The 18,616-nt window shown below is 69.2% G+C and carries 15 protein-coding genes; 11 read left to right on the plus strand and 4 right to left on the minus strand.

What is annotated here, in order from left to right:
- Nucleotides 1-16: 16 nt before the first annotated feature.
- Together polA and KOI35_RS19830 are read left to right on the plus strand one after the other, a co-directional pair.
- Nucleotides 17-2,722, plus strand: a complete 2,706-nt coding sequence (polA, locus tag KOI35_RS19825; protein WP_215788995.1) for a DNA polymerase I — start codon at nucleotides 17-19, stop codon at nucleotides 2,720-2,722.
- Nucleotides 2,723-2,965: 243 nt separating this feature from the next.
- Nucleotides 2,966-3,316 (plus strand): ArsR/SmtB family transcription factor, encoded by a 351-nt coding sequence (locus KOI35_RS19830; RefSeq protein WP_438870613.1) that lies wholly within the window; start codon nucleotides 2,966-2,968, stop codon nucleotides 3,314-3,316.
- A gap of 59 nt (nucleotides 3,317-3,375) precedes the next feature.
- Here the strand turns inward: KOI35_RS19830 and KOI35_RS19835 are convergent, their stop codons facing one another.
- The gene (locus KOI35_RS19835) at nucleotides 3,376-4,170 is read right to left on the minus strand and encodes a class I SAM-dependent methyltransferase (RefSeq protein ID WP_215789496.1); all 795 of its coding nucleotides are present in this window, start codon (nucleotides 4,168-4,170) and stop codon (nucleotides 3,376-3,378) included.
- Between the two features lie 320 nt (nucleotides 4,171-4,490).
- On the opposite strand from KOI35_RS19835, the gene rpsA reads away from it, so the two are divergent.
- The 6 genes from rpsA (at nucleotide 4,491) to KOI35_RS19865 (ending at nucleotide 12,573) form a co-directional block, all read left to right on the plus strand.
- The gene (gene rpsA, locus KOI35_RS19840; protein ID WP_215788996.1) at nucleotides 4,491-5,999 is read left to right on the plus strand and encodes a 30S ribosomal protein S1; all 1,509 of its coding nucleotides are present in this window, start codon (nucleotides 4,491-4,493) and stop codon (nucleotides 5,997-5,999) included.
- A 130-nt stretch (nucleotides 6,000-6,129) separates the two neighbouring features.
- A complete protein-coding gene (coaE, locus tag KOI35_RS19845) occupies nucleotides 6,130-7,311 on the plus strand; it encodes a dephospho-CoA kinase (protein WP_215788997.1) in 1,182 nt (393 codons plus the stop codon).
- A gap of 295 nt (nucleotides 7,312-7,606) precedes the next feature.
- Nucleotides 7,607-9,724 (plus strand): excinuclease ABC subunit UvrB, encoded by a 2,118-nt coding sequence (uvrB, locus tag KOI35_RS19850; RefSeq protein WP_215788998.1) that lies wholly within the window; start codon nucleotides 7,607-7,609, stop codon nucleotides 9,722-9,724.
- 36 nt (nucleotides 9,725-9,760) lie between these two features.
- Entirely contained in the window at nucleotides 9,761-10,633 is an 873-nt protein-coding gene (locus KOI35_RS19855; protein ID WP_215788999.1) for a GNAT family N-acetyltransferase, read from the plus strand.
- A gap of 433 nt (nucleotides 10,634-11,066) precedes the next feature.
- Nucleotides 11,067-12,068 (plus strand): TerC family protein, encoded by a 1,002-nt coding sequence (locus KOI35_RS19860; RefSeq protein ID WP_215789000.1) that lies wholly within the window; start codon nucleotides 11,067-11,069, stop codon nucleotides 12,066-12,068.
- 343 nt (nucleotides 12,069-12,411) lie between these two features.
- Nucleotides 12,412-12,573, plus strand: a complete 162-nt coding sequence (locus KOI35_RS19865; protein ID WP_215789001.1) for a hypothetical protein — start codon at nucleotides 12,412-12,414, stop codon at nucleotides 12,571-12,573.
- 221 nt (nucleotides 12,574-12,794) lie between these two features.
- Here the strand turns inward: KOI35_RS19865 and KOI35_RS19870 are convergent, their stop codons facing one another.
- Nucleotides 12,795-13,133: a hypothetical protein gene (locus KOI35_RS19870; protein ID WP_308121076.1), complete on the minus strand. Its 339-nt coding sequence runs from the start codon at nucleotides 13,131-13,133 to the stop codon at nucleotides 12,795-12,797.
- A 655-nt stretch (nucleotides 13,134-13,788) separates the two neighbouring features.
- The gene (typA, locus tag KOI35_RS19875; RefSeq protein WP_215789003.1) at nucleotides 13,789-15,654 is read right to left on the minus strand and encodes a translational GTPase TypA; all 1,866 of its coding nucleotides are present in this window, start codon (nucleotides 15,652-15,654) and stop codon (nucleotides 13,789-13,791) included.
- Nucleotides 15,655-15,798: 144 nt separating this feature from the next.
- On the opposite strand from typA, the gene KOI35_RS19880 reads away from it, so the two are divergent.
- Together KOI35_RS19880 and KOI35_RS19885 are read left to right on the plus strand one after the other, a co-directional pair.
- Nucleotides 15,799-16,602, plus strand: a complete 804-nt coding sequence (locus KOI35_RS19880; RefSeq protein WP_215789004.1) for a lytic transglycosylase domain-containing protein — start codon at nucleotides 15,799-15,801, stop codon at nucleotides 16,600-16,602.
- A gap of 151 nt (nucleotides 16,603-16,753) precedes the next feature.
- The gene (locus KOI35_RS19885) at nucleotides 16,754-17,179 is read left to right on the plus strand and encodes an uL11 family ribosomal protein (protein ID WP_202993174.1); all 426 of its coding nucleotides are present in this window, start codon (nucleotides 16,754-16,756) and stop codon (nucleotides 17,177-17,179) included.
- A 58-nt stretch (nucleotides 17,180-17,237) separates the two neighbouring features.
- On the opposite strand, the gene KOI35_RS19890 is transcribed toward KOI35_RS19885, so the two are convergent.
- Nucleotides 17,238-17,843, minus strand: coding sequence for an ATP-dependent Clp protease proteolytic subunit (locus KOI35_RS19890; RefSeq protein WP_246613513.1), 606 nt, complete (start codon nucleotides 17,841-17,843; stop codon nucleotides 17,238-17,240).
- A gap of 157 nt (nucleotides 17,844-18,000) precedes the next feature.
- On the opposite strand from KOI35_RS19890, the gene KOI35_RS19895 reads away from it, so the two are divergent.
- Nucleotides 18,001-18,615 carry a cysteine hydrolase family protein gene (locus KOI35_RS19895; RefSeq protein ID WP_215789006.1) on the plus strand — a complete coding sequence of 205 codons (615 nt, stop codon included), beginning with the start codon at nucleotides 18,001-18,003 and terminating at the stop codon, nucleotides 18,613-18,615.
- Nucleotide 18,616 lies beyond the last annotated feature (1 nt).

The raw sequence follows: 18,616 nt of genomic DNA on the forward strand, positions 1-18,616 counted from the left end.
ACTAGAGTCCCTCCACGTGAGCGACGACGCCCAGACCCCCCGTTTGCTGCTGCTCGACGGCCACTCCCTGGCCTACCGCGCGTTCCACGCGCTGCCCAAGGAGAACTTCAGCACGGTGACCGGTCAGCACACGAATGCCGTGTTCGGCTTCACCTCGATGCTGATCAACATGCTGCGCGACGAGAAGCCCACGCACATCGCGGTCGCGTTCGACGTGTCCCGCGTCTCCTTCCGCACCGAGATCTACCCGGAGTACAAGGCCGGCCGCAAGGCGACGCCGCCCGAGTTCCAGGGCCAGGTCAGCCTGGTCAAGGAGATCCTCGACGCGCTCCGCATCCAGTACGTCGAGCAGGCCGGCTTCGAGGCCGACGACGTCATCGCCACTCTCGCCACGCAGGCCCGCGCGGCCGGCATGGAGGTGCTCATCTCCTCCGGCGACCGTGACGCCCTGCAGCTGGTCGACGAGCACACCACGGTCCTCTACCCGAGCCGCGGCGTCTCCGAGGTCTGGCGGATGACCCCGGCCCTGGTCGAGGAGAAGCAGCTCGTCCCGCCGCACCTCTACCGCGACAAGGCCGCCCTGGTCGGCGAGACCAGCGACAACCTGATCGGCGTGCCCGGCGTCGGGCCCAAGACGGCAGCGAAGTGGATCACCGAGTTCGGTGGCATCGAGGGCGTCGTGGCCAACGCCGACAAGGTCAAGGGCAAGGCCGGCGACAACCTGCGCGCCCACCTGGCCGGGGTGATGCAGAACTACCGGCTCAACGAGCTGCGCAAAGACCTGGAACTGCCGATCGGCCCCGACGACGTGCGCTGGCACGGCTGGGACCGCGAAGCCGTCCACCAGGTGTTCGACGCCCTCGAGTTCCGGGTGCTGCGCGAGCGTCTCTACTCCTACCTCGAGGCCGTCGAGCCCGAGGCCGAGTCCGGCTTCGACCTCGAGGGTCAGGTCCTGCAGGCCGGCCAGGTCGCGGCCTGGCTCGGCACGCACGCCGCCGCGGCCCCGGTCGGGGTGGCCGTCACCGGCACGTTCGGCCGCGGCACGGGCACCCTCAGCGGCGTCGCGGTCGCGACCGGCGACGGGCCGGCCGCCTGGTTCGACCCGGCCGCCCTCGACGAGGCCGACGAGCGGGCGGTGGCCGGCTGGCTGGCCGACCCCGACCGGCCCAAGGTGCTGCACGACGCCAAGCCCGTCTCGCTGGCCGTCCGCGACCACGGCTGGGAACTGACCGGCGTCCGCGTCGACACCGCCCTGGCCGCCTACCTGGCCAAGCCCGACCAGCGGGCCTACGACCTGACCGACCTGGCCCTGCGCTATCTCAAGCGCGAGCTGCGGGTCGAGGAGCCCGAGACCGGCCAGCTCGACCTGCTGTCCGGCCTGGGCGGCGACACCGGCACCGAGGGCGTCGCCGAACAGGGCGTCATGCTGCGCGCCCGGGCCACGCTCGACCTGGCCGACGTGCTGACCGAGGAACTGTCCCGCGACGGTGGCGAGTCGCAGAAGCTGCTCATGGAGGTCGAGCAGCCGCTGTCCGAGGTACTCGGCGAGATGGAACACCTGGGCATCGCGGCCGACACCGACTACCTGTCCGAGCTCGAGGCCCACTTCGCCGCCGAGGTGAAGTCGGCCCAGCAGGCCGCGCACGAGGTGGTCGGCCGGGAGTTCAACCTGGGCTCGCCCAAGCAGCTCCAGCAGATCCTGTTCGACGAGCGCGGCCTGCCCAAGACCAAGAAGATCAAGTCGGGGTACACGACCGACGCCGACGCCCTGCAGAGCCTGTTCGCCCAGACCGGCGACCCGCTGCTCGAGCACCTGCTGCGCCACCGCGACGTGGCCAAGCTCAAGTCCACGGTCGACGGCCTGCTCAAGTCGGTCTCCGACGACGGGCGCATCCACACCACGTTCAACCAGACCGTGGCCGCCACCGGCCGGCTCTCGTCGACCGACCCCAACCTGCAGAACATCCCGATCCGCACCGAGGAGGGCCGGCGCATCCGCCGCGCGTTCATCGTCGGGCCGGGCTACGAGCAGCTGATGACCGCCGACTACAGCCAGATCGAGATGCGCATCATGGCGCACCTGTCCGGCGACGAGGCGCTGATCGCGGCGTTCAACTCGGCGTTCGACTTCCACGCGGCCACCGCCTCGTCGGTGTTCCACGTGCCGGTCGAAGAGGTCGTGCCCGACCAGCGCCGCAAGATCAAGGCGATGAACTACGGCCTGGCCTACGGGCTGAGCGCGTTCGGCCTGTCCAACCAGCTCAACATCCCGACCGACGAGGCCCGCGGCCTCATGGACGAATACTTCGAGCGCTTCGGCGGCGTCCGCGACTACCTGCAGGCGGTCGTGCGGCGCGCGGTGCAGGACGGCTACACCGCGACCATTCTGGGCCGCCGGCGCTACCTGCCCGACCTGTCCAGCGACAACCGCCAGCGCCGCGAGATGGCCGAGCGGATGGCGCTCAACGCCCCGATCCAGGGCTCCGCGGCCGACATCATCAAGGTCGCGATGCTGCGGGTCGACCGGGCGCTCAAGGAGGCCGGGCTCGCCTCCCGCATGCTGCTGCAGGTGCACGACGAGCTGGTCTTCGACGTGGCCCCGGGTGAACGCGAGGCCCTCGAGACGCTCGTGCGCCGCGAGATGGGCGAGGCCTACCCGCTGTCGGTCCCGCTCGAGGTGTCGGTCGGCTCCGGCCAGGACTGGAACGGCGCCGACCACTGACGGGCGCACGAGGCGACGGCCGGGACCGATCTCCCGCCGGCTTCGAGCGGCACGGCGACACGGCGTCGTTCCGCGTCGTCGTGGGCTGACCTTCTGGCGTACGCTCTGCGCGGTTGTGCAAGTCACAGCCGCGGAGAGCTACTCTCCCGTCAGGGCGCCGGAGAATGGTCCTGCGCGACGATGCGTACGGTGATCGACCTGACGACCGGGTCGTGGTTGCGGGGCTTTGCAAAGGTATGGGCCATGGGGAGCCAGACGATGGGGATTTCCGCCGCCGAGGGTGGTCCGCTCAACCGTGAGCCGATGGACCCCGCTCAGGCCGACGTGTTCGCGCCGATGTTCAAGGCCCTGGGCGACCCGGTGCGCCTGCGGCTGCTGTCGATGATCGCCTCGGCCCGCGGCGGCGAGGTGTGCGTCTGCGACCTGACCGGCGAGTTCCACCTCACCGGCCCGACCATCTCGCACCACCTCAAGGTGCTGCGCGAGGCCGGCCTGGTCGACAGCGACCGCCGCGGCACCTGGGTCTACTACCGGATGATCCCGGCCGCCCTGGCCGTGATGGGCACGCTGCTCGAGACCGGCATCCCGCTCTAGGCCTTCCCCAGCGCTTCCGATGAGGTCCGGATACCTGGGCCGGACCGTCGGAAACGGAGTCAGTTCAGGTCGGAGACGAAGATCGCGGTGCCCGGGAACAGCCGCCCCCGCAGCGGGCTCCACTGGCCCCAGACCTGCTCGTGCCCCGCCGGCCACTCCGGCTCGACCAGGTCGCGGAGCACGAATCCGGCGGCCACGAGTTCGCGCACCCGGTCGCCCAGGGTGCGGTGCTGTTCCACGTACGAGGGAACGCCTTTCTCGTCTCTCTCGATGTAGGGCGTGCGATCGAAGTACGAGTTGCGCGCGACCAGGCCGCTCTCGTCCGGCTCGTCCCAGAAGATCCAGCGCATCGGATGGGTGATGGAGAAGACCCAGGTCCCTCCCGTACGCAGGACACGGGCGACCTCCCGCATGGCGGCGCCCGAGTCGGCCACGAACGGGATCGCCCCGAACGCTGTGCAGACGATGTCGAATACGCTGTCCGCGAACGGCAGGGCCAGAGCGTCGGCTTGCACGAGCGGCACCCGGACGCCCGTACGGACCTCGGCCTCCCGTGCGTGCCGCAGCATGCCGGCCGACAGATCGAGAGCGGTCACCTCGGCGCCCTGCCCGTCGAGCCACCGGGCCCCCGCCGCCGCGCCCGCCCCGAGCTCGAGCACCCGCTTGCCGCGGACGTCGCCGAGCAGCCCCGCGTCGGCCTCGCGCAGCCCCTCGGGACACCACACGAAGTCGAGATCGCCCAGGAAGGCGCCGTGTTCGGCCTGATAGTCGTCGGCGTCGGAGTCCCACCAGCCGCGGCTGGCGACCCGGCTCTCGTCGTCGGTGATCCCCCGACGGAGGGGCGGGTGGTTGATCTCGGTCACCCGGCGAGGGTACGGGAGGGCAGAGCAGCGTCCCGATTCGGCACATTACGGGCATGCTGCGGGGTTTCCGCCGAACATTGTGCCTGGCTCGTCAGGAGGGCTTGCAACCTGTGGTAATGCGCACGGTAAGCTAGTCGATGCGCTCGCGGATCGTGTGCCTCGGCAGGGAGCAGGTTCCGTGGTCGTCGGTCTCGACATGATCGACTAAGGATCCAGCTCGGTCCTTAACTCCTCGTTCGTGCCGTGCCCGCCGGCAGTTCCGCGGCGCGCGAGAGACACCACGAATCCATCCGTTCGGAGCAACAGTCCACATGACGAGCAGCATCGAGGCCACCTCGAGCGCCAACAAGGTCACCGTCGACGATATCGGTTCTGAGGAAGCATTCCTCGCCGCCATCGACGAGACCATCAAGTACTTCAACGACGGCGACATTGTCGAAGGCACCGTCGTCAAGGTCGATCGGGACGAGGTCCTGCTCGACATCGGCTACAAGACCGAGGGTGTCATCCCCTCGCGCGAGTTGTCGATCAAGCATGACGTGGACCCCGCGGAAGTGGTGTCGGTCGGTGACCACATCGAAGCCCTCGTCCTCACCAAGGAGGACAAGGAAGGTCGTCTGATCCTCTCGAAGAAGCGTGCGCAGTACGAGCGCGCGTGGGGCACCATCGAGAAGATCAAGGAGGACGACGGCGTCGTTCGCGGCTCCGTCATCGAGGTCGTCAAGGGTGGCCTCATCCTCGACATCGGCCTCCGTGGCTTCCTCCCGGCCTCGCTGGTCGAGATGCGCCGCGTGCGCGACCTGCAGCCGTACGTGGGCCGTGAGCTCGAAGCCAAGATCATCGAGCTGGACAAGAACCGCAACAACGTGGTCCTGTCCCGCCGCGCCTGGCTCGAGCAGACGCAGTCCGAGGTTCGCACCGAGTTCCTCAACAAGCTGCAGAAGGGCCAGGTCCGCAAGGGCGTCGTGTCCTCGATCGTCAACTTCGGGGCGTTCGTCGACCTCGGCGGTGTCGACGGTCTGGTGCACGTCTCCGAGCTCTCCTGGAAGCACATCGACCACCCGTCCGAGGTTGTCGAGGTCGGCCAGGAGGTCGAGGTCGAGGTGCTCGACGTCGACCTGGACCGCGAGCGCGTCTCGCTGTCGCTGAAGGCGACCCAGGAAGACCCGTGGCGCCAGTTCGCCCGCACCCACGCGATCAACCAGATCGTGCCGGGCAAGGTCACCAAGCTGGTTCCGTTCGGCGCCTTCGTCCGCGTGGACGACGGCATTGAGGGCCTGGTGCACATCTCCGAGCTGGCCGAGCGGCACGTCGAGCTGCCCGAGCAGGTCGTCCAGGTGGGCTCCGACGTCCTGGTCAAGGTCATCGACATCGACCTCGAGCGTCGCCGGATCTCGCTGTCGCTCAAGCAGGCCAACGAGGGCTTCGTCGAGGGCGAGGAGCACTTCGACCCGACCCTCTACGGCATGGCCGCGACGTACGACGCCGAGGGCAACTACATCTACCCGGAGGGCTTCGACCCCGAGACGGGCGAGTGGCTCGACGGCTTCGACAAGCAGCGCGAGACGTGGGAGAAGCAGTACGCCGACGCCCGCGAGCGCTGGGAGGCCCACACCAAGCAGGTGCAGGCGTCCCGCGACGCCGACGCCGAGGCTGCGCTCAACCCGGCTCCGGCCGTGGGCGCGACCACCTCGACGTCGTCCTCCACCACGTCGAGCTCGCCGGCCCCGGCGCGCGCGTCGGAGGAGCCGTCCGGCACCCTGGCCACCGACGAGGCTCTCGCCGCCCTGCGCGAGAAGCTCGCCGGCGGCAAGAACTGATCCAGCCAGATCACTCCGGGAGCCGCTCCGACTTCGGTCGGGGCGGCTCTCGCCGTTTCCGGGCTTGTTCACAGCAAGTTCGACGGATCGCGGGGGAGCGCCGCCCGGGTCGACCCGGGATACTTGGCGGGTGCTCAAGGTGGGGTTGACCGGTGGGATCGGGGCGGGCAAGAGCGCGGTGGCGCGTCGCCTCGCCCATCACGGCGCGGTGATCATCGACGCCGACGTGCTGGCCCGCGAGGTGGTCGCCCCCGGCACCGACGGGCTGGCCGAGGTGGTGGCGGCCTTCGGGTCCGGCGTGCTGACGGCCGGCGGCGAACTCGACCGCCCGGCGCTCGGCGCCAAGGTCTTCGGTGACGACGAGGCCCGCCGCACCCTGGAGAAGATCACCCACCCGCGCATCCGGGCCCGCACGGCCGAACTGACCCGCCGCGCGCCCCTGGACGCGATCGTGGTCAACGACGTACCGCTGCTCGTGGAGAGCCGGCTGGCCCCCTCGTACGATCTCGTGCTCGTCGTCGAGACCGACCGGGCCCAGCGGATCAAGCGGCTGGCCGAGACCCGCGGGATGAGCACCGAACAGGCCGAGGCCCGCATCGCCGCCCAGGCCACCGACGCCGACCGCCGCCGGGCGGCCGACGTGCTGCTGATCAACGACGGCACGCTCGGCGACCTGCACTCCCAGATCGACCAGGTGGTGCGGGGGCGGCTGCGGCCGTACGAGGAGAATCTGCGCCTGCAGCGACGCGCCCGGCCCGACCCGGCCCTGCACATCGCCGATCCCGACCCCGCCTGGCCCGACCAGGCGGCCCGGCTGATCGCCCGGATCGAGCACGCGGTGCCCGGCCACAAGGTGTCGCACATCGGCTCGACCGCGGTCCCCGGGCTGCCGGCCAAAGACATCATCGACCTGATGCTGGCCGTCCGCACCCTCGCCGAGGCCGACGCGCTGGCCGGGCGGCTCGCCGCGGCCGGGTTCCCGCGACGCTCGGGGGAGTGGGTCGACAACGCGCGCGGCATCCCCGGCCGGACGTGGCCCAAGCGCCTGCACGCCGGCACCGACCCGGGCCGCCCGCTCAACCTGCACGTCCGGGTGACCGGCTCGCCGGGGTGGCGGTTCGCGCTGCTCATGCGTGACCACCTGAGGGCCGTGGACGAGGCGCGCGACGGCTACGCGGCGGCCAAGGCGCGATGGGCGACCGAGCACGAGACGCGCTACACGTACGCCGACGCCAAGGAACCCTGGTTCGACGAGGAGGCCCGCGACGCCGACGAGTGGGCCGAGGCGACCGGCTGGCAGCCGCAGCCCTGACGAGGCGTACGGGAAGAAGGGTTTGATCGGCGGGGTTGAAGGAAGGGCGCTCGCGGCGGCCGGTCTGCGCTCAGCGCGAACCACCTGCGGGTGCGCTCGCCGGAGACCGGGGCGCAACAACCACGGGCCGGCCGAGGGGACCGTTTGATGATCCCGCTCGATGCCGGGCGGCCGCCGCGAGCGGCCTACCCGAACAGGTTAGGCGCGGCGCGCAACGCCGGACAATGCGCCGAATGTGCACCCTGCGCACGCGGCCGGACCGAACTTGTCAGACCCTCGACGTACGGTGGTTTCCATGGCGCTCGACATCCCACGACTCGACGGCAACTTCGAGGTCATCAGCGAATTCCAGCCGGCCGGTGACCAGCCGACGGCCATCGCCGAGCTCGACCGGCGGGTCCGGGCCGGCGAACGTCACTCGGTGCTGCTCGGCGCGACCGGCACGGGCAAGAGCGCGACGACCGCGTGGCTGATCGAGAAGCTGCAGCGGCCCGCGCTCGTGCTCGCGCCCAACAAGACGTTGTGCGCCCAGCTGGCCAAGGAGTTCCGCGAGCTGCTGCCCAACAACGCGGTCGAATACTTCGTCAGCTACTACGACTACTACCAGCCCGAGGCCTACATCGCGCAGACCGACACCTACATCGAGAAGGACTCGTCGGTCAACGAGGAGGTCGAGCGGCTGCGGCACTCGGCCACGATGTCGCTGCTCACCCGGCGCGACACGATCGTGGTGGCCACGGTGAGCGCGATCTACGGCCTCGGCACCCCGCAGGAATATCTCGACCGCTCGGTCAAGGTCAAGGTGGGCGACACGGTCGACCGCGACCAGGTGCTGCGCCGGTTGGTCGACATCCAGTACTCGCGCAACGACATGGCCTTCCAGCGCGGCACGTTCCGGGTCCGGGGCGACACGCTCGAGATCATCCCGGCCTACGAGGAACTCGCGGTCCGCATCGAGCTGTTCGGTGACGAGGTCGAGAAGCTCTACTACCTGCACCCGCTCACCGGCGAGATCGTCCGTGAGGTCGACCAGCTGGTCATCTTCCCGGCGTCGCACTACGTGGCCGGCCCCGAGCGGATGGAACGGGCGATCCGCCAGATCGAGGCCGAGCTCGAGGAGCGGCTGGCCGAGTTCGAGCGGCAGGGCAAGCTGCTCGAGGCGCAGCGGCTGCGCATGCGCACGCAGTACGACGTCGAGATGATGCGGCAGGTCGGCTTCTGCAACGGCATCGAGAACTACTCGATGCACATGGACGGCCGCTCCCCCGGGGAACCGTCGTTCACCCTGCTCGACTACTTCCCCGACGACTACATCACGGTCATCGACGAGTCGCACGTGACGATTCCGCAGATCGGCGGCATGTACGAGGGCGACGCCTCCCGCAAGCGCATCCTCATCGAGCACGGTTTCCGGCTGCCCAGCGCGGCCGACAACCGTCCGCTGCGGTTCGACGAGTTCCTCGAGCGGGTCGGCCAGATGGTGTTCCTGTCGGCGACCCCGGGGCCGTGGGAGATGCAGCAGGCCCAGGGCGAGTTCGTCGAGCAGGTGATCCGCCCGACCGGCCTGGTCGACCCCGAGGTCGTGGTCAAGCCGACCAAGGGCCAGATCGACGACCTCATGCACGAGATCAAGCTGCGCACCGAGCGCGACGAGCGGGTGCTGGTCACCACGCTGACCAAGAAGATGGCCGAAGACCTCACCGACTATCTGCTGGAGAACGGCATCCGGGTGCGCTACCTGCACTCCGAGGTGGACACGCTGCGCCGCGTCGAGTTGCTCAAAGAGCTGCGTAAGGGCGACTACGACGTGCTGGTCGGCATCAACCTGCTGCGCGAGGGCCTCGACCTGCCCGAGGTGTCGCTGGTGGCGATCCTCGACGCCGACAAGGAGGGCTTCCTGCGCAGCGGGCGCTCGCTGATCCAGACGATCGGCCGCGCGGCCCGCAACGTGTCGGGTGAGGTCCACATGTACGCCGACAAGATGACCCCGTCGATGCGTGACGCCATCGAGGAGACCGACCGGCGCCGGGCCAAGCAGATCGCCCACAACGAGGCCAACGGCATCACGCCGCAGGCCCTGCGCAAGCGGATCCACGACATCCTCGACGACATCTATCGCGAGGCCGAGGACACCGACGCCACGGTCAACCCGATGGTCGGCGGCGGTGGCCGGCAGATGTCGCGCGGCAAGGGCCCGGTGCCCGAGACCCGGTCGAAGGGGCGCGGCGCGCCGGCGACACCGGCCCGCGAGGGCATGGCCCGGGCCGAGCTGGCCCAGCTCATCCAAGACCTCAACGAGCAGATGCTCGGGGCGGCCCGCGAGTTGCAGTTCGAGTTGGCGGCCCGCATCCGCGACGAGATGTCCGAGCTGAAGAAGGAACTGCGGGGGATGGATGCGGCAGGGGTGAAATAGTTCGATCAGTCCACGGTGCCTGGCTAGGGTGGCCGGATGACGTCGACCCTCCCGACCGGTTTCTCCTGGATCGACCTGACCGGCCTACCGTCCGAACTCCTCGCGCTCGCGGAGCGCTGCTTCGCGGCCGACGGCGGGATGCCGCTCGCCACCGACCGGGCGTTCCTGGCGCGGCGGTGGTCGGGCGAGGGCGTCACGGCGTTCGGGCTGAGGGCCGGTGACGGGCGGCTGGTCGCGGCCGGCGCCGCGCGGGGCGGGCCGGCCTTCACCGGGCTGATCGACCCGGAGGCCCGCGGGCAGGGTCTCGGCGCGGAGGTGCTCGACCGCGGCCTGGCACTGGCCGGGACGACCGTGGAGACCGAGTCGCTGACCGGGGACGCCGAGGCGCTCTTCACGTCGCGGGGGCTGGTGCAGTCGTTCGCCGAAGACGTCATGCACGTCGACCTCGAGCGGGTCGCCCTGCCGCCGGTGGACTGGCCTCAGGGCGCGACGGTCTCGACGTGGGACGAACTGACCGCGCAGCGATTCCACACCACGTATCACGCGTCGTTCCGGGACCGGCCCGGCTTCCCGGCCGACCCGGCCGACGAGTGGATCGCCGAGAACGAGGAGGACGACGACTTCGTCCCGGAGCAGTCGCTGCTCGTCACGCTGCCCGATCTGGGCGACGCCGGCTTCGTGACCGCGGCCCGGGGCTGGATCGTCCAGGTCGGCGTGGTGCCCTTCGCCCGCCGCCGGGGGCTGGCCGGCGCCCTGATCACCGAGTCGCTGACCCGCATGGCCGCCGACGACGCCGATCACGCCTGGCTGACGGTCAACGTCAACAATCCGGGAGCGGCGGCCCTCTACCGTCGTCTCGGCTTCACCCATCAGGGGCGGCGGGCCCGCTATCAGGCCGCCACCAATTGAACTAGTCTCCTAGGACGCCTACGTGTCTAGCGATGGGCCACAAGTGGAGTCCACCGATCGTGGTCGACGTGAATGCCAGCTCCAGCCGCGAGAGAAGAGGAGTGAGCATCGTGAAGTGCCTCCTCTACGGGCGCGGGGAGTAACGTGGAACGGGGCCACCCGGGCATGACAGGGCCGAGAGTCTCGACACGCTTTCCCGGGGTGCTCTGCCGCTGTGCCGTTCGATGCGACACAATGGCTGCCGTAGGAGGGGAGTATTCCCTCGTGCCGGTCTCGTCAACACGGAGCGCCCACCCCTGAGGGCGTACCCGGGGCCGGCGGTCGCCCGACATTGTGGCGGCGGAAGAGACCTCCGACAGTCGCACGACGCTGTTCCCGCCGAAAACCCCCGGTGCGGGCACAGCGCCGAACCGTGTCTGCCGGAGGTCCTATTTTGACCGTGTCCGCCTGGGTGTGGATCGTCACCCTGGTCGCCGTCGTCATTGTGCTCACCGTTGATCTGCTGATCATCGGTCGACGACCGCACGAGCCCTCGATGAAAGAGTCGGGCGGCTGGGTCGCGTTCTATATCGCTCTCGCGCTGGCCTTCGGCCTCGGGCTCTGGTTCCTCGCGGGGCCGCAGCCGGCCGTGGAGTTCTACACCGGCTGGCTCACCGAATACTCGCTGAGCGTCGACAACCTCTTCATCTTCATGATCATCATGGCCCGGTTCGCCGTGCCGCGGCAGTTCCAGCAGAAGGTGCTGCTCATCGGCATCGTGCTGGCCCTGGTCATGCGCGGCCTGTTCATCGCCGCCGGCGCCGCGCTGATCGCGCAGTTCTCGTGGGTGTTCTACATCTTCGGCGCGTTCCTCGTCTACACCGCGATCACCCTGCTCAAAGAGGGTGAGAACGACGAGGACGACTTCAAGGAGAACGTGCTGATCCGCTGGGCCAAGCGCGCCCTGCCGGTGTCGTCGTCGTTCGACAGCGGCCGCATGACGGTGGTCACCGAGACCGGCAAACGCCTGTTCACGCCCATGCTCATCGTGATGATCGCGATCGGCACGACCGACCTGCTGTTCGCGCTCGACTCGATCCCGGCGATCTTCGGGATCACCAAGGAGCCGTACCTGGTCTTCACCGCCAACGTCTTCGCGCTGATGGGCCTGCGGCAGCTGTTCTTCCTGCTGGGCGGCCTGCTCGAGCGGCTCGTGTTCCTCAACTACGGCCTCGCCGCGGTGCTCGCCTTCATCGGCGTGAAGCTGTTCCTCGAGGCGCTGCACACAAACACGATCCCGTTCGTCAACGGCGGCGACGGCGTGCACTGGGCGCCGGAGATCCCGATCTGGCTGTCGTTGCTGGTCATCATCGGAACTTTGGGTGTGGCAACAGTCGCGAGCCTGATCAAGTCGTCCCGCGACCGCAAACGCGACTTAGCAGAGACGAAGGCATAAGCCAGCGGTAGTTCAAGATCAAGACCGGGAAGATCAAGATCACGCTGTCCCGGCGGGGTGGTGGGTGGCGGACCGTCGCTCCCGCGGGGACCCGGGCGTTCCGAGCTGGCCGCTGGCGCGTCCAGAGCGCTCGGAGCACCCGGGCGACGTGCGTGAGTGGTTGCGCCCAGGAGCAAAGCCAAACCCGAAGCCGAGCCTGACCCGAGTCGGGCCGGGCCAAGCCAAGCCGGGTCGGGCCACGCCGGGTCGAGCCGGGTCGGGCTGAGTCGGGCTGAGTCGGGCTGAGCCGGGTCGTGCCGGGCCGGGTCGAGCTGAGTCGGGCTGAGCCGGGTCGTGCCGGGCCGTGCTGAGCCGGGTCGTGCCGGGCCGGGTCGTGCCGGGCCGGGTCGTGCCGGGCCGGGTCGTGCCGGGCCGGGTCGTGCCGGGCCGAGCCGTGCTGAGCTGGGCTGGGCTGGGCCGAGCTGGGCCGAGCTGGGCCGAGCTGGGCCGAGTTGAGCCGGGCTGAGCCGGGTCGAGCTGGGCCGGGCTGAGCTGAGCTGGGCTGGGCCGAGCTGGGCCGGGCTGAGCTGAGCTGGGCTGGGCCGAGCTGGGCCGAGCCGGGCCGAGTTGAGCCGGGCTGGGCCGGGCCCGTTGAGCCGGGCCGAGTTGAGCCGGGCTGAGCCGGGTCGAGCTGGGCCGGCCCGGGCCGAGCCGGGCTGAGCCGAGGTTGGGTGAGCCGGGGTTGGGTTACTGGCCGAACGTGAAGCGCAGGTTGGCGTGGATCAACACGTTGAGGCGTTTGCGCAGGTGGCCGAGCAGGGACGGGTCGGGCATCGGCTCGGTGACGAGCAGTGTCCAGCGCACACGGGAGCCGCCGGCGTTGTCGGAGGTCAGGTCGAAGCGGATGCGGGCGTCGGGCCGCTTGGGCCACAGGGACGACCAGACGAGTGAATGGGGCTCCGAAGCCTCGAGCACCGTCGGGGCGTGCTCGTCGTCCATCAGCACCAGCCACGGGCGGACGGGATCGCCCGTCGGATCGGTCAGCTTGCCGAACACGACGTGCGGCGGTGCCGGTTGGCTCCGCACCCTGCTCCCCGCCTCCAGCACGGCTCACAGAATAGAGCGCGCCCGCTCTCCCGGAAGAGGGCGGCCGCGCTGACGCGGCAAAGCGCACGCCGGCTCCCCGAGGTGGACGGCCACGCTGGCGGCAGGGCAAAGCGCGCGCCGGCTCCCCGAGGTGGGCGGCCACGCTGGCGGCAGGGCAAAGCGCGCGCCGGCTCCCCGTGGAGGACGGTCGCGCTGACGGCAGAGCAAGCGCGGGCCCGCTCCCGGGGGAGAGGACGGCCGCGCTGACGGCAGAGCAAGCACGAGCCCGCTCCCCGAGGAGGACGGCCGCCTTGGCGACAGAGCCAAGCGCGGCCACAGGCAGCGGCGAACAGAGCAATGCTCGGCCACCCCGGAGAGGGCGGCCGCGCTGACAACAGGACCAAGCGCGTCCGTCCCCCGGGGGCGGTCACGCGGACATACGCAAAGCGCGGCCGCTTCCGTGAGAGGGCGGTCACGCTGACGACAGAGCCAAGCGCGCGGCCACTGGCAGCGGCAACAGAGCAATGCTCGGCCACCCCGGAGAGGGGCACGCTGACAAACGCAGAGCGCGGCCGCTCCCTGGAGAGGGCGGCCGCGCTGACAGCAGAACAAAGCGTGGCCGCCCCACCGGGGGACGGCCACGCTGAGAGTGGAACTACTGGGCGTGCTTGCGGCGGGCGGCCTGGCGGCCACGCGTCTGCTGGTCGAGGACCACCTTGCGGATGCGGACGGCGGCCGGCGTCACCTCGACGCACTCGTCCTCGCGGCAGAACTCCAGGGCCTGCTCGAGCGACAGCTTGCGCGGCGGGATCACCTTTTCGGTGTTGTCGGCGCTGGCCGCGCGCATGTTGGTGAGCTTCTTCTCCTTGGTGATGTTGACGTCCATGTCGTCCTCGCGGGAGTTCTCACCGATGATCATGCCCTCGTAGACCTCGGTGGTCGGCTCGACGAACAGCGAGCCCCGCTCCTGGATATTGATCATGGCGAACGGGGTGACCACGCCGGCCCGGTCGGCCACCAGCGAGCCGTTGTTGCGGGTGCGCAGCTCGCCGAACCAGGGCTCGTAGTCTTCGAACAGGTGGTGCATGATGCCGGTGCCGCGGGTCTCGGTGAGGAACTCGGTGCGGAAGCCGATCAGGCCACGCGCCGGGACCAGCCACTCCATGCGCAGCCAGCCGGTGCCGTGGTTGATCAGCTCTTCCATCCGGCCCTTGCGGGTGGACAGCAGCGTGGTGATCGCGCCCATGTATTCGTCGGGGGCGTCGATCGTCAGGCGCTCGACCGGCTCGTGCAGCTTGCCGTCGACCGTCCGGGTGACCACCTGCGGCTTGCCCACGGTGAGCTCGTAGTTCTCCCGGCGCATCTGCTCGACCAGGATGGCCAGCGCGAGCTCGCCACGACCCTGGACCTCCCAGGCGTCGGGCCGCTCGGTCGGCAGCACGCGCAGCGAGACGTTACCGATCAGCTCGCGGTCGAGGCGGTCCTTGACCATGCGGGCCGTGACCTTGGCCCCCTTGACCTTGCCGACCAGCGGCGACGTGTTCGTGCCGAGGACCATCGAGATGGCCGGCTCGTCCACGGTGATCAGGGGGAGCGGTCGCGGGTCCTCGGCGTCGGCCAGGGTCTCGCCGATCATGATGTCGGCGATGCCGGCCACGGCCATGATGTCGCCCGGTCCGGCGCTCTCGGCCGGCTTGCGGTCGAGACCCTCGGTGATCAGCAGTTCGGAGATGCGGACGTTGCTGATCGTGCCGTCGGTCCGGCACCAGGCGACGGTCTGGCCCTTGCGGATCGTGCCCTCGTGCACCCGGCACAGGGCGAGGCGGCCCAGGAAGTTCGAGGCGTCGAGGTTGACGACGTGCGCCTGCAACGGCGCGCCCTCGGTGTAGGTGGGGGCGGGGATGGTTTCGAGGATGGTGCTGAAGAGGACCTCGAGGTCGGTGCTGTCTTCCGGGACGGTGCCGTCCTTGGGCTGGGTCAGCGAGGCGATGCCGTCGCGGGCGCAGGCGTAGACGATCGGGAACTCGATCTGGTGCTCGTCGGCGTCGAGGTCGAGGAAGAGTTCGTACGTCTCGTCGACGACTTCCTTGATCCGGGCGTCGGGGCGGTCGACCTTGTTGATGATGAGGATGATCGGCAGCTTGGCCGCGAGGGCCTTGCGGAGCACGAAGCGGGTCTGCGGCAGCGGGCCCTCGGAGGCGTCGACGAGCAGGGCGACACCGTCGACCATGGTGAGGCCGCGCTCGACCTCGCCACCGAAGTCGGCGTGGCCGGGAGTGTCGATGATGTTGATGGTGACGGGGTCACCCTCGGCGGGCTGGTAGCTGATCGCCGTGTTCTTGGCGAGAATGGTGATGCCCTTTTCCCGCTCCAGGTCCATGGAGTCCATGACGCGGTCGGCCATCTCGCCCCGCGCGTGGGACTGGCTCCCCTGGCGCAGCATGGCGTCGACCAGGGTGGTTTTGCCGTGGTCGACATGGGCGATGATGGCGACGTTGCGTAGGTCGGTGCGGGTCTGCATACCTCTATTGTCCCCGGTCAAAGTTGCGGTCCGGGGTCGGGGTCGATCGACGTTTCAGTCCTGGTTTAAGGGTGCTGCGGCGGGCCGGATCCCGGGGCTAGCGTTCGCCGGCAACCACCGTGAACGGGGAGAAAGGGCCGGTTGATGACGCGAGGACGGATAGCGGGCACAGCACTGGCCGTGCTGATCATGATGAGCGGCTGCGGGCTGATCGGCGGTAAGGACGACAAGACCACAGCCGCGCCGCCGGTGACGGAGACCACAGCGGTCGCCAATGAGCCGGAGTTCGAACCGATCACCGAGTCGCCCACGCCGGAGCCGACGACCGCGAAGCCGAAGCCGAAACCGTCGAAGACGACCAAGGAGCCGAAGAGCGCCGAGCCGACCCAGCCCGCGTTCTGGAGCGAGCTGCCGGCCTGCGCGCACTACGACAAGACCAAGCCGGTCGCCAAGTCGACCGTGAAGAAGGCTCTCAAGTCGGCCTCGGCGCGCGTCTACTGGCGTACGGAAGCACCGACCTTGAAGTTGAACTATCCGCTGGTCAAGGCGATCGCCTGGCAGGAGAGCGGCTGGCAGACCAACATCCACAACTGTGACGGCGGCACCGGGGTCATGCAGGTCATGCCGGACACCGTCAGCATGATCAACAACCGGTTCGGCCTGGACTACGACGCTTCCGACTACAAGCAGAACGCCTATGTCGGGGCCAACTACATCGCGTGGTTCACGCGGTGGGCCGGGCAGCGGTACTTCGGGGAGAACTACAACCTCAACCCCAGCAAGTGCAAGTCGCACACGTCGTGGTGCCTGCTCAATGTGGTGATCTCGGGCTACAACGCCGGTCAGGGCACGATCGAGTCGGCCGCCGAGAGCAAGACCCTGCCCAACCCGGAGTACGTGGCGGCGGTCCGTTCCCTGATGAACCGGTGCGAGTGCGACCAGTTCTGAGGGCCGAGATACACTGGTGGGCGTAACCCGAGACCGCCGTTTTGACCGCTTGTTCGGCACGGTAGTAAGGTCTCGGGGTTGTCGCGTGTTGATTGAAAGCTGGCGAGCTGCGTCATGAGAGCTTGCAGCTCACCCTAAGGAGCCCTACGCAATGCCGCCCAAGAAAAAGACTCATGAGGTCACCCTCGCGCTTGAGGCGGGTAACGCCGCGATGGTCGACCTCGGCAAGATGCTTGGTCCGACCGGGGCCAACATGCGTGCCGTCAAGGTCGAGTACGACGAGGCGACCTCCAAGAACCGTGGCGAGATCATCCCGGTCATCGTCTCGGTCTACGAGGACCGCAGCCACACGCTGGCCTACAAGACGCCGCCGACCAGCTTCCTGATCCGCAAGGCTCTGGGCATCCAGTCGGGCGCGTCGAACCCGCTGACGCAGACCGTGGGCACGCTGAGCGCGACCCAGGTCAAGGAGATCGCCGAGCGCAAGCTCCCCGACCTCAACGCGAACGACATCGACGCCGCGATCCAGATCGTCTCCGGCACCGCCCGCTCCATGGGCGTGAAGGTCAACGTCTGATCCAGCTCGTAGAAAAAGGGCCCCGGGTGATCCCGGGGCCCTTTTTTTGGTAAGGAAGTCAGGCTTTGCCGAGGATCTCGCTGATCAGCCCGTAGTCGAGGGCCTCCTGGGCGGTCAGGCTGCGCCCGGCCGACATGTCGTCCTCGATCCGGCTGCGCGACTGCCCGGTCACCTCGACCAGCCGCAGCGTGATCTCTTCGAGTTCGCGCAGATGCTGGCCGGCGGCCCGGGCCACCTCGTCGGCGGTGCCGGTCACGCCGGACGACCGGGGCTCGTTGAGCTTGAACCGGGCGTGCCGGTAGGCGGCGCGCCGCTCGGCCGCGGCCAGCACGGCGACCACGGCGCCGGCCGCCTGCGACGTCACCACGGCGTGGACCGGGGCGGCCATCGAGTCGATCACGTCGATCACCGACAGGGCGGCCCCGAGTTCGCCGCCGGGGCTGGCCACATGCAGCTGGACCGGCGCCGGGCCGTGCGCGTCGAGGGTCAGCAGGGCGGCCGCGATGCCCGAGGCGGCCTCGCCGGTGAGCTGGGCGCGGATCATCACGATTCGCTGGTCGAACAGTTTCTCCTCGAGCCAGCCCGGCACTGCCGCTGCGCCGCCGCCCTGTGACCAGGGCTCGGGCGGCGGTGGCTGGCCCCACCGCATCGGATCGTGGCGCATCTCCACCGGTTACCTCCCGCTGCCGAGTGCCTTCGAGCCTAATCGGACTCCCCGGCCCCCGACTTCCCCTTCCGCTGAGGGCAGAGGGCTTGCCCGACGGGGCCGGGCGTGCTTGCGTGAGAAGCGGGTGATGTGAGACACAGCAGAAGGAGTGGTCATGAGCGAGGCGCTGCAGCTGGACCCGGCCCGGACGGCGGTCCTGCTGATCGAGTATCAGAACGAGTTCACCTCCGAGGGCGGGGTGCTGCACCCGGCCGTGTCGGCCGTGATGGACAAGACCGGCATGCTGGACAAGACCAAGGCGCTCGTCGAGGCCGCCCGCGCCGCCGGGGTGACCATCATGCATGCGCCGATCACGTTCGCGCCGGGCTATGGCGAGCTCTCCCGGCATCCGTACGGAATCCTCAAGGGTGTGGTCGACGGGAACGCCTTCGTGAAGGGCACCTGGGGCGCGGCGATCGTCGACGACCTGGTGCCGGCCGACACCGACATCGTGATCGAGGGCAAGCGCGGCCTGGACACGTTCGCCAGCACCAATCTGGACTTCATCCTGCGCAGCAAGGGGATCGAGACGGTCATCATCGGCGGGTTCCTGACCAACTGCTGCGTCGAGTCGACCATGCGGAGTGCGTACGAGAACGGCTATCGGGTCATCACGCTGACCGACTGCATGGCCGCGACGTCGCCCGAGGAGCACGACAACGCCATCGCGTACGACTTCCCGATGTTCTCGTTGCCGATGGAATCGACCGAAGTGGTAAAGGCCCTGTAAC

This window comes from Paractinoplanes bogorensis, from assembly GCF_018829635.1.
Lineage (GTDB): Bacteria > Actinomycetota > Actinomycetes > Mycobacteriales > Micromonosporaceae > Actinoplanes > Actinoplanes bogorensis.

Bases quoted from the DNA above. Each gene is read 5' to 3' on its own strand.
- KOI35_RS19830 (WP_438870613.1), top strand. From the start codon at position 2,966: ATGGGGAGCCAGACGATGGGGATTTCCGCCGCCGAGGGTGGTCCGCTC.
- rpsA (WP_215788996.1), top strand. From the start codon at position 4,491: ATGACGAGCAGCATCGAGGCCACCTCGAGCGCCAACAAGGTCACCGTC.
- uvrB (WP_215788998.1), top strand. From the start codon at position 7,607: ATGGCGCTCGACATCCCACGACTCGACGGCAACTTCGAGGTCATCAGC.
- KOI35_RS19855 (WP_215788999.1), top strand. From the start codon at position 9,761: ATGACGTCGACCCTCCCGACCGGTTTCTCCTGGATCGACCTGACCGGC.
- typA (WP_215789003.1), bottom strand. From the start codon at position 15,654: ATGCAGACCCGCACCGACCTACGCAACGTCGCCATCATCGCCCATGTC.
- KOI35_RS19880 (WP_215789004.1), top strand. From the start codon at position 15,799: ATGACGCGAGGACGGATAGCGGGCACAGCACTGGCCGTGCTGATCATG.
- KOI35_RS19885 (WP_202993174.1), top strand. From the start codon at position 16,754: ATGCCGCCCAAGAAAAAGACTCATGAGGTCACCCTCGCGCTTGAGGCG.
- KOI35_RS19890 (WP_246613513.1), bottom strand. From the start codon at position 17,843: ATGCGCCACGATCCGATGCGGTGGGGCCAGCCACCGCCGCCCGAGCCC.
- KOI35_RS19895 (WP_215789006.1), top strand. From the start codon at position 18,001: ATGAGCGAGGCGCTGCAGCTGGACCCGGCCCGGACGGCGGTCCTGCTG.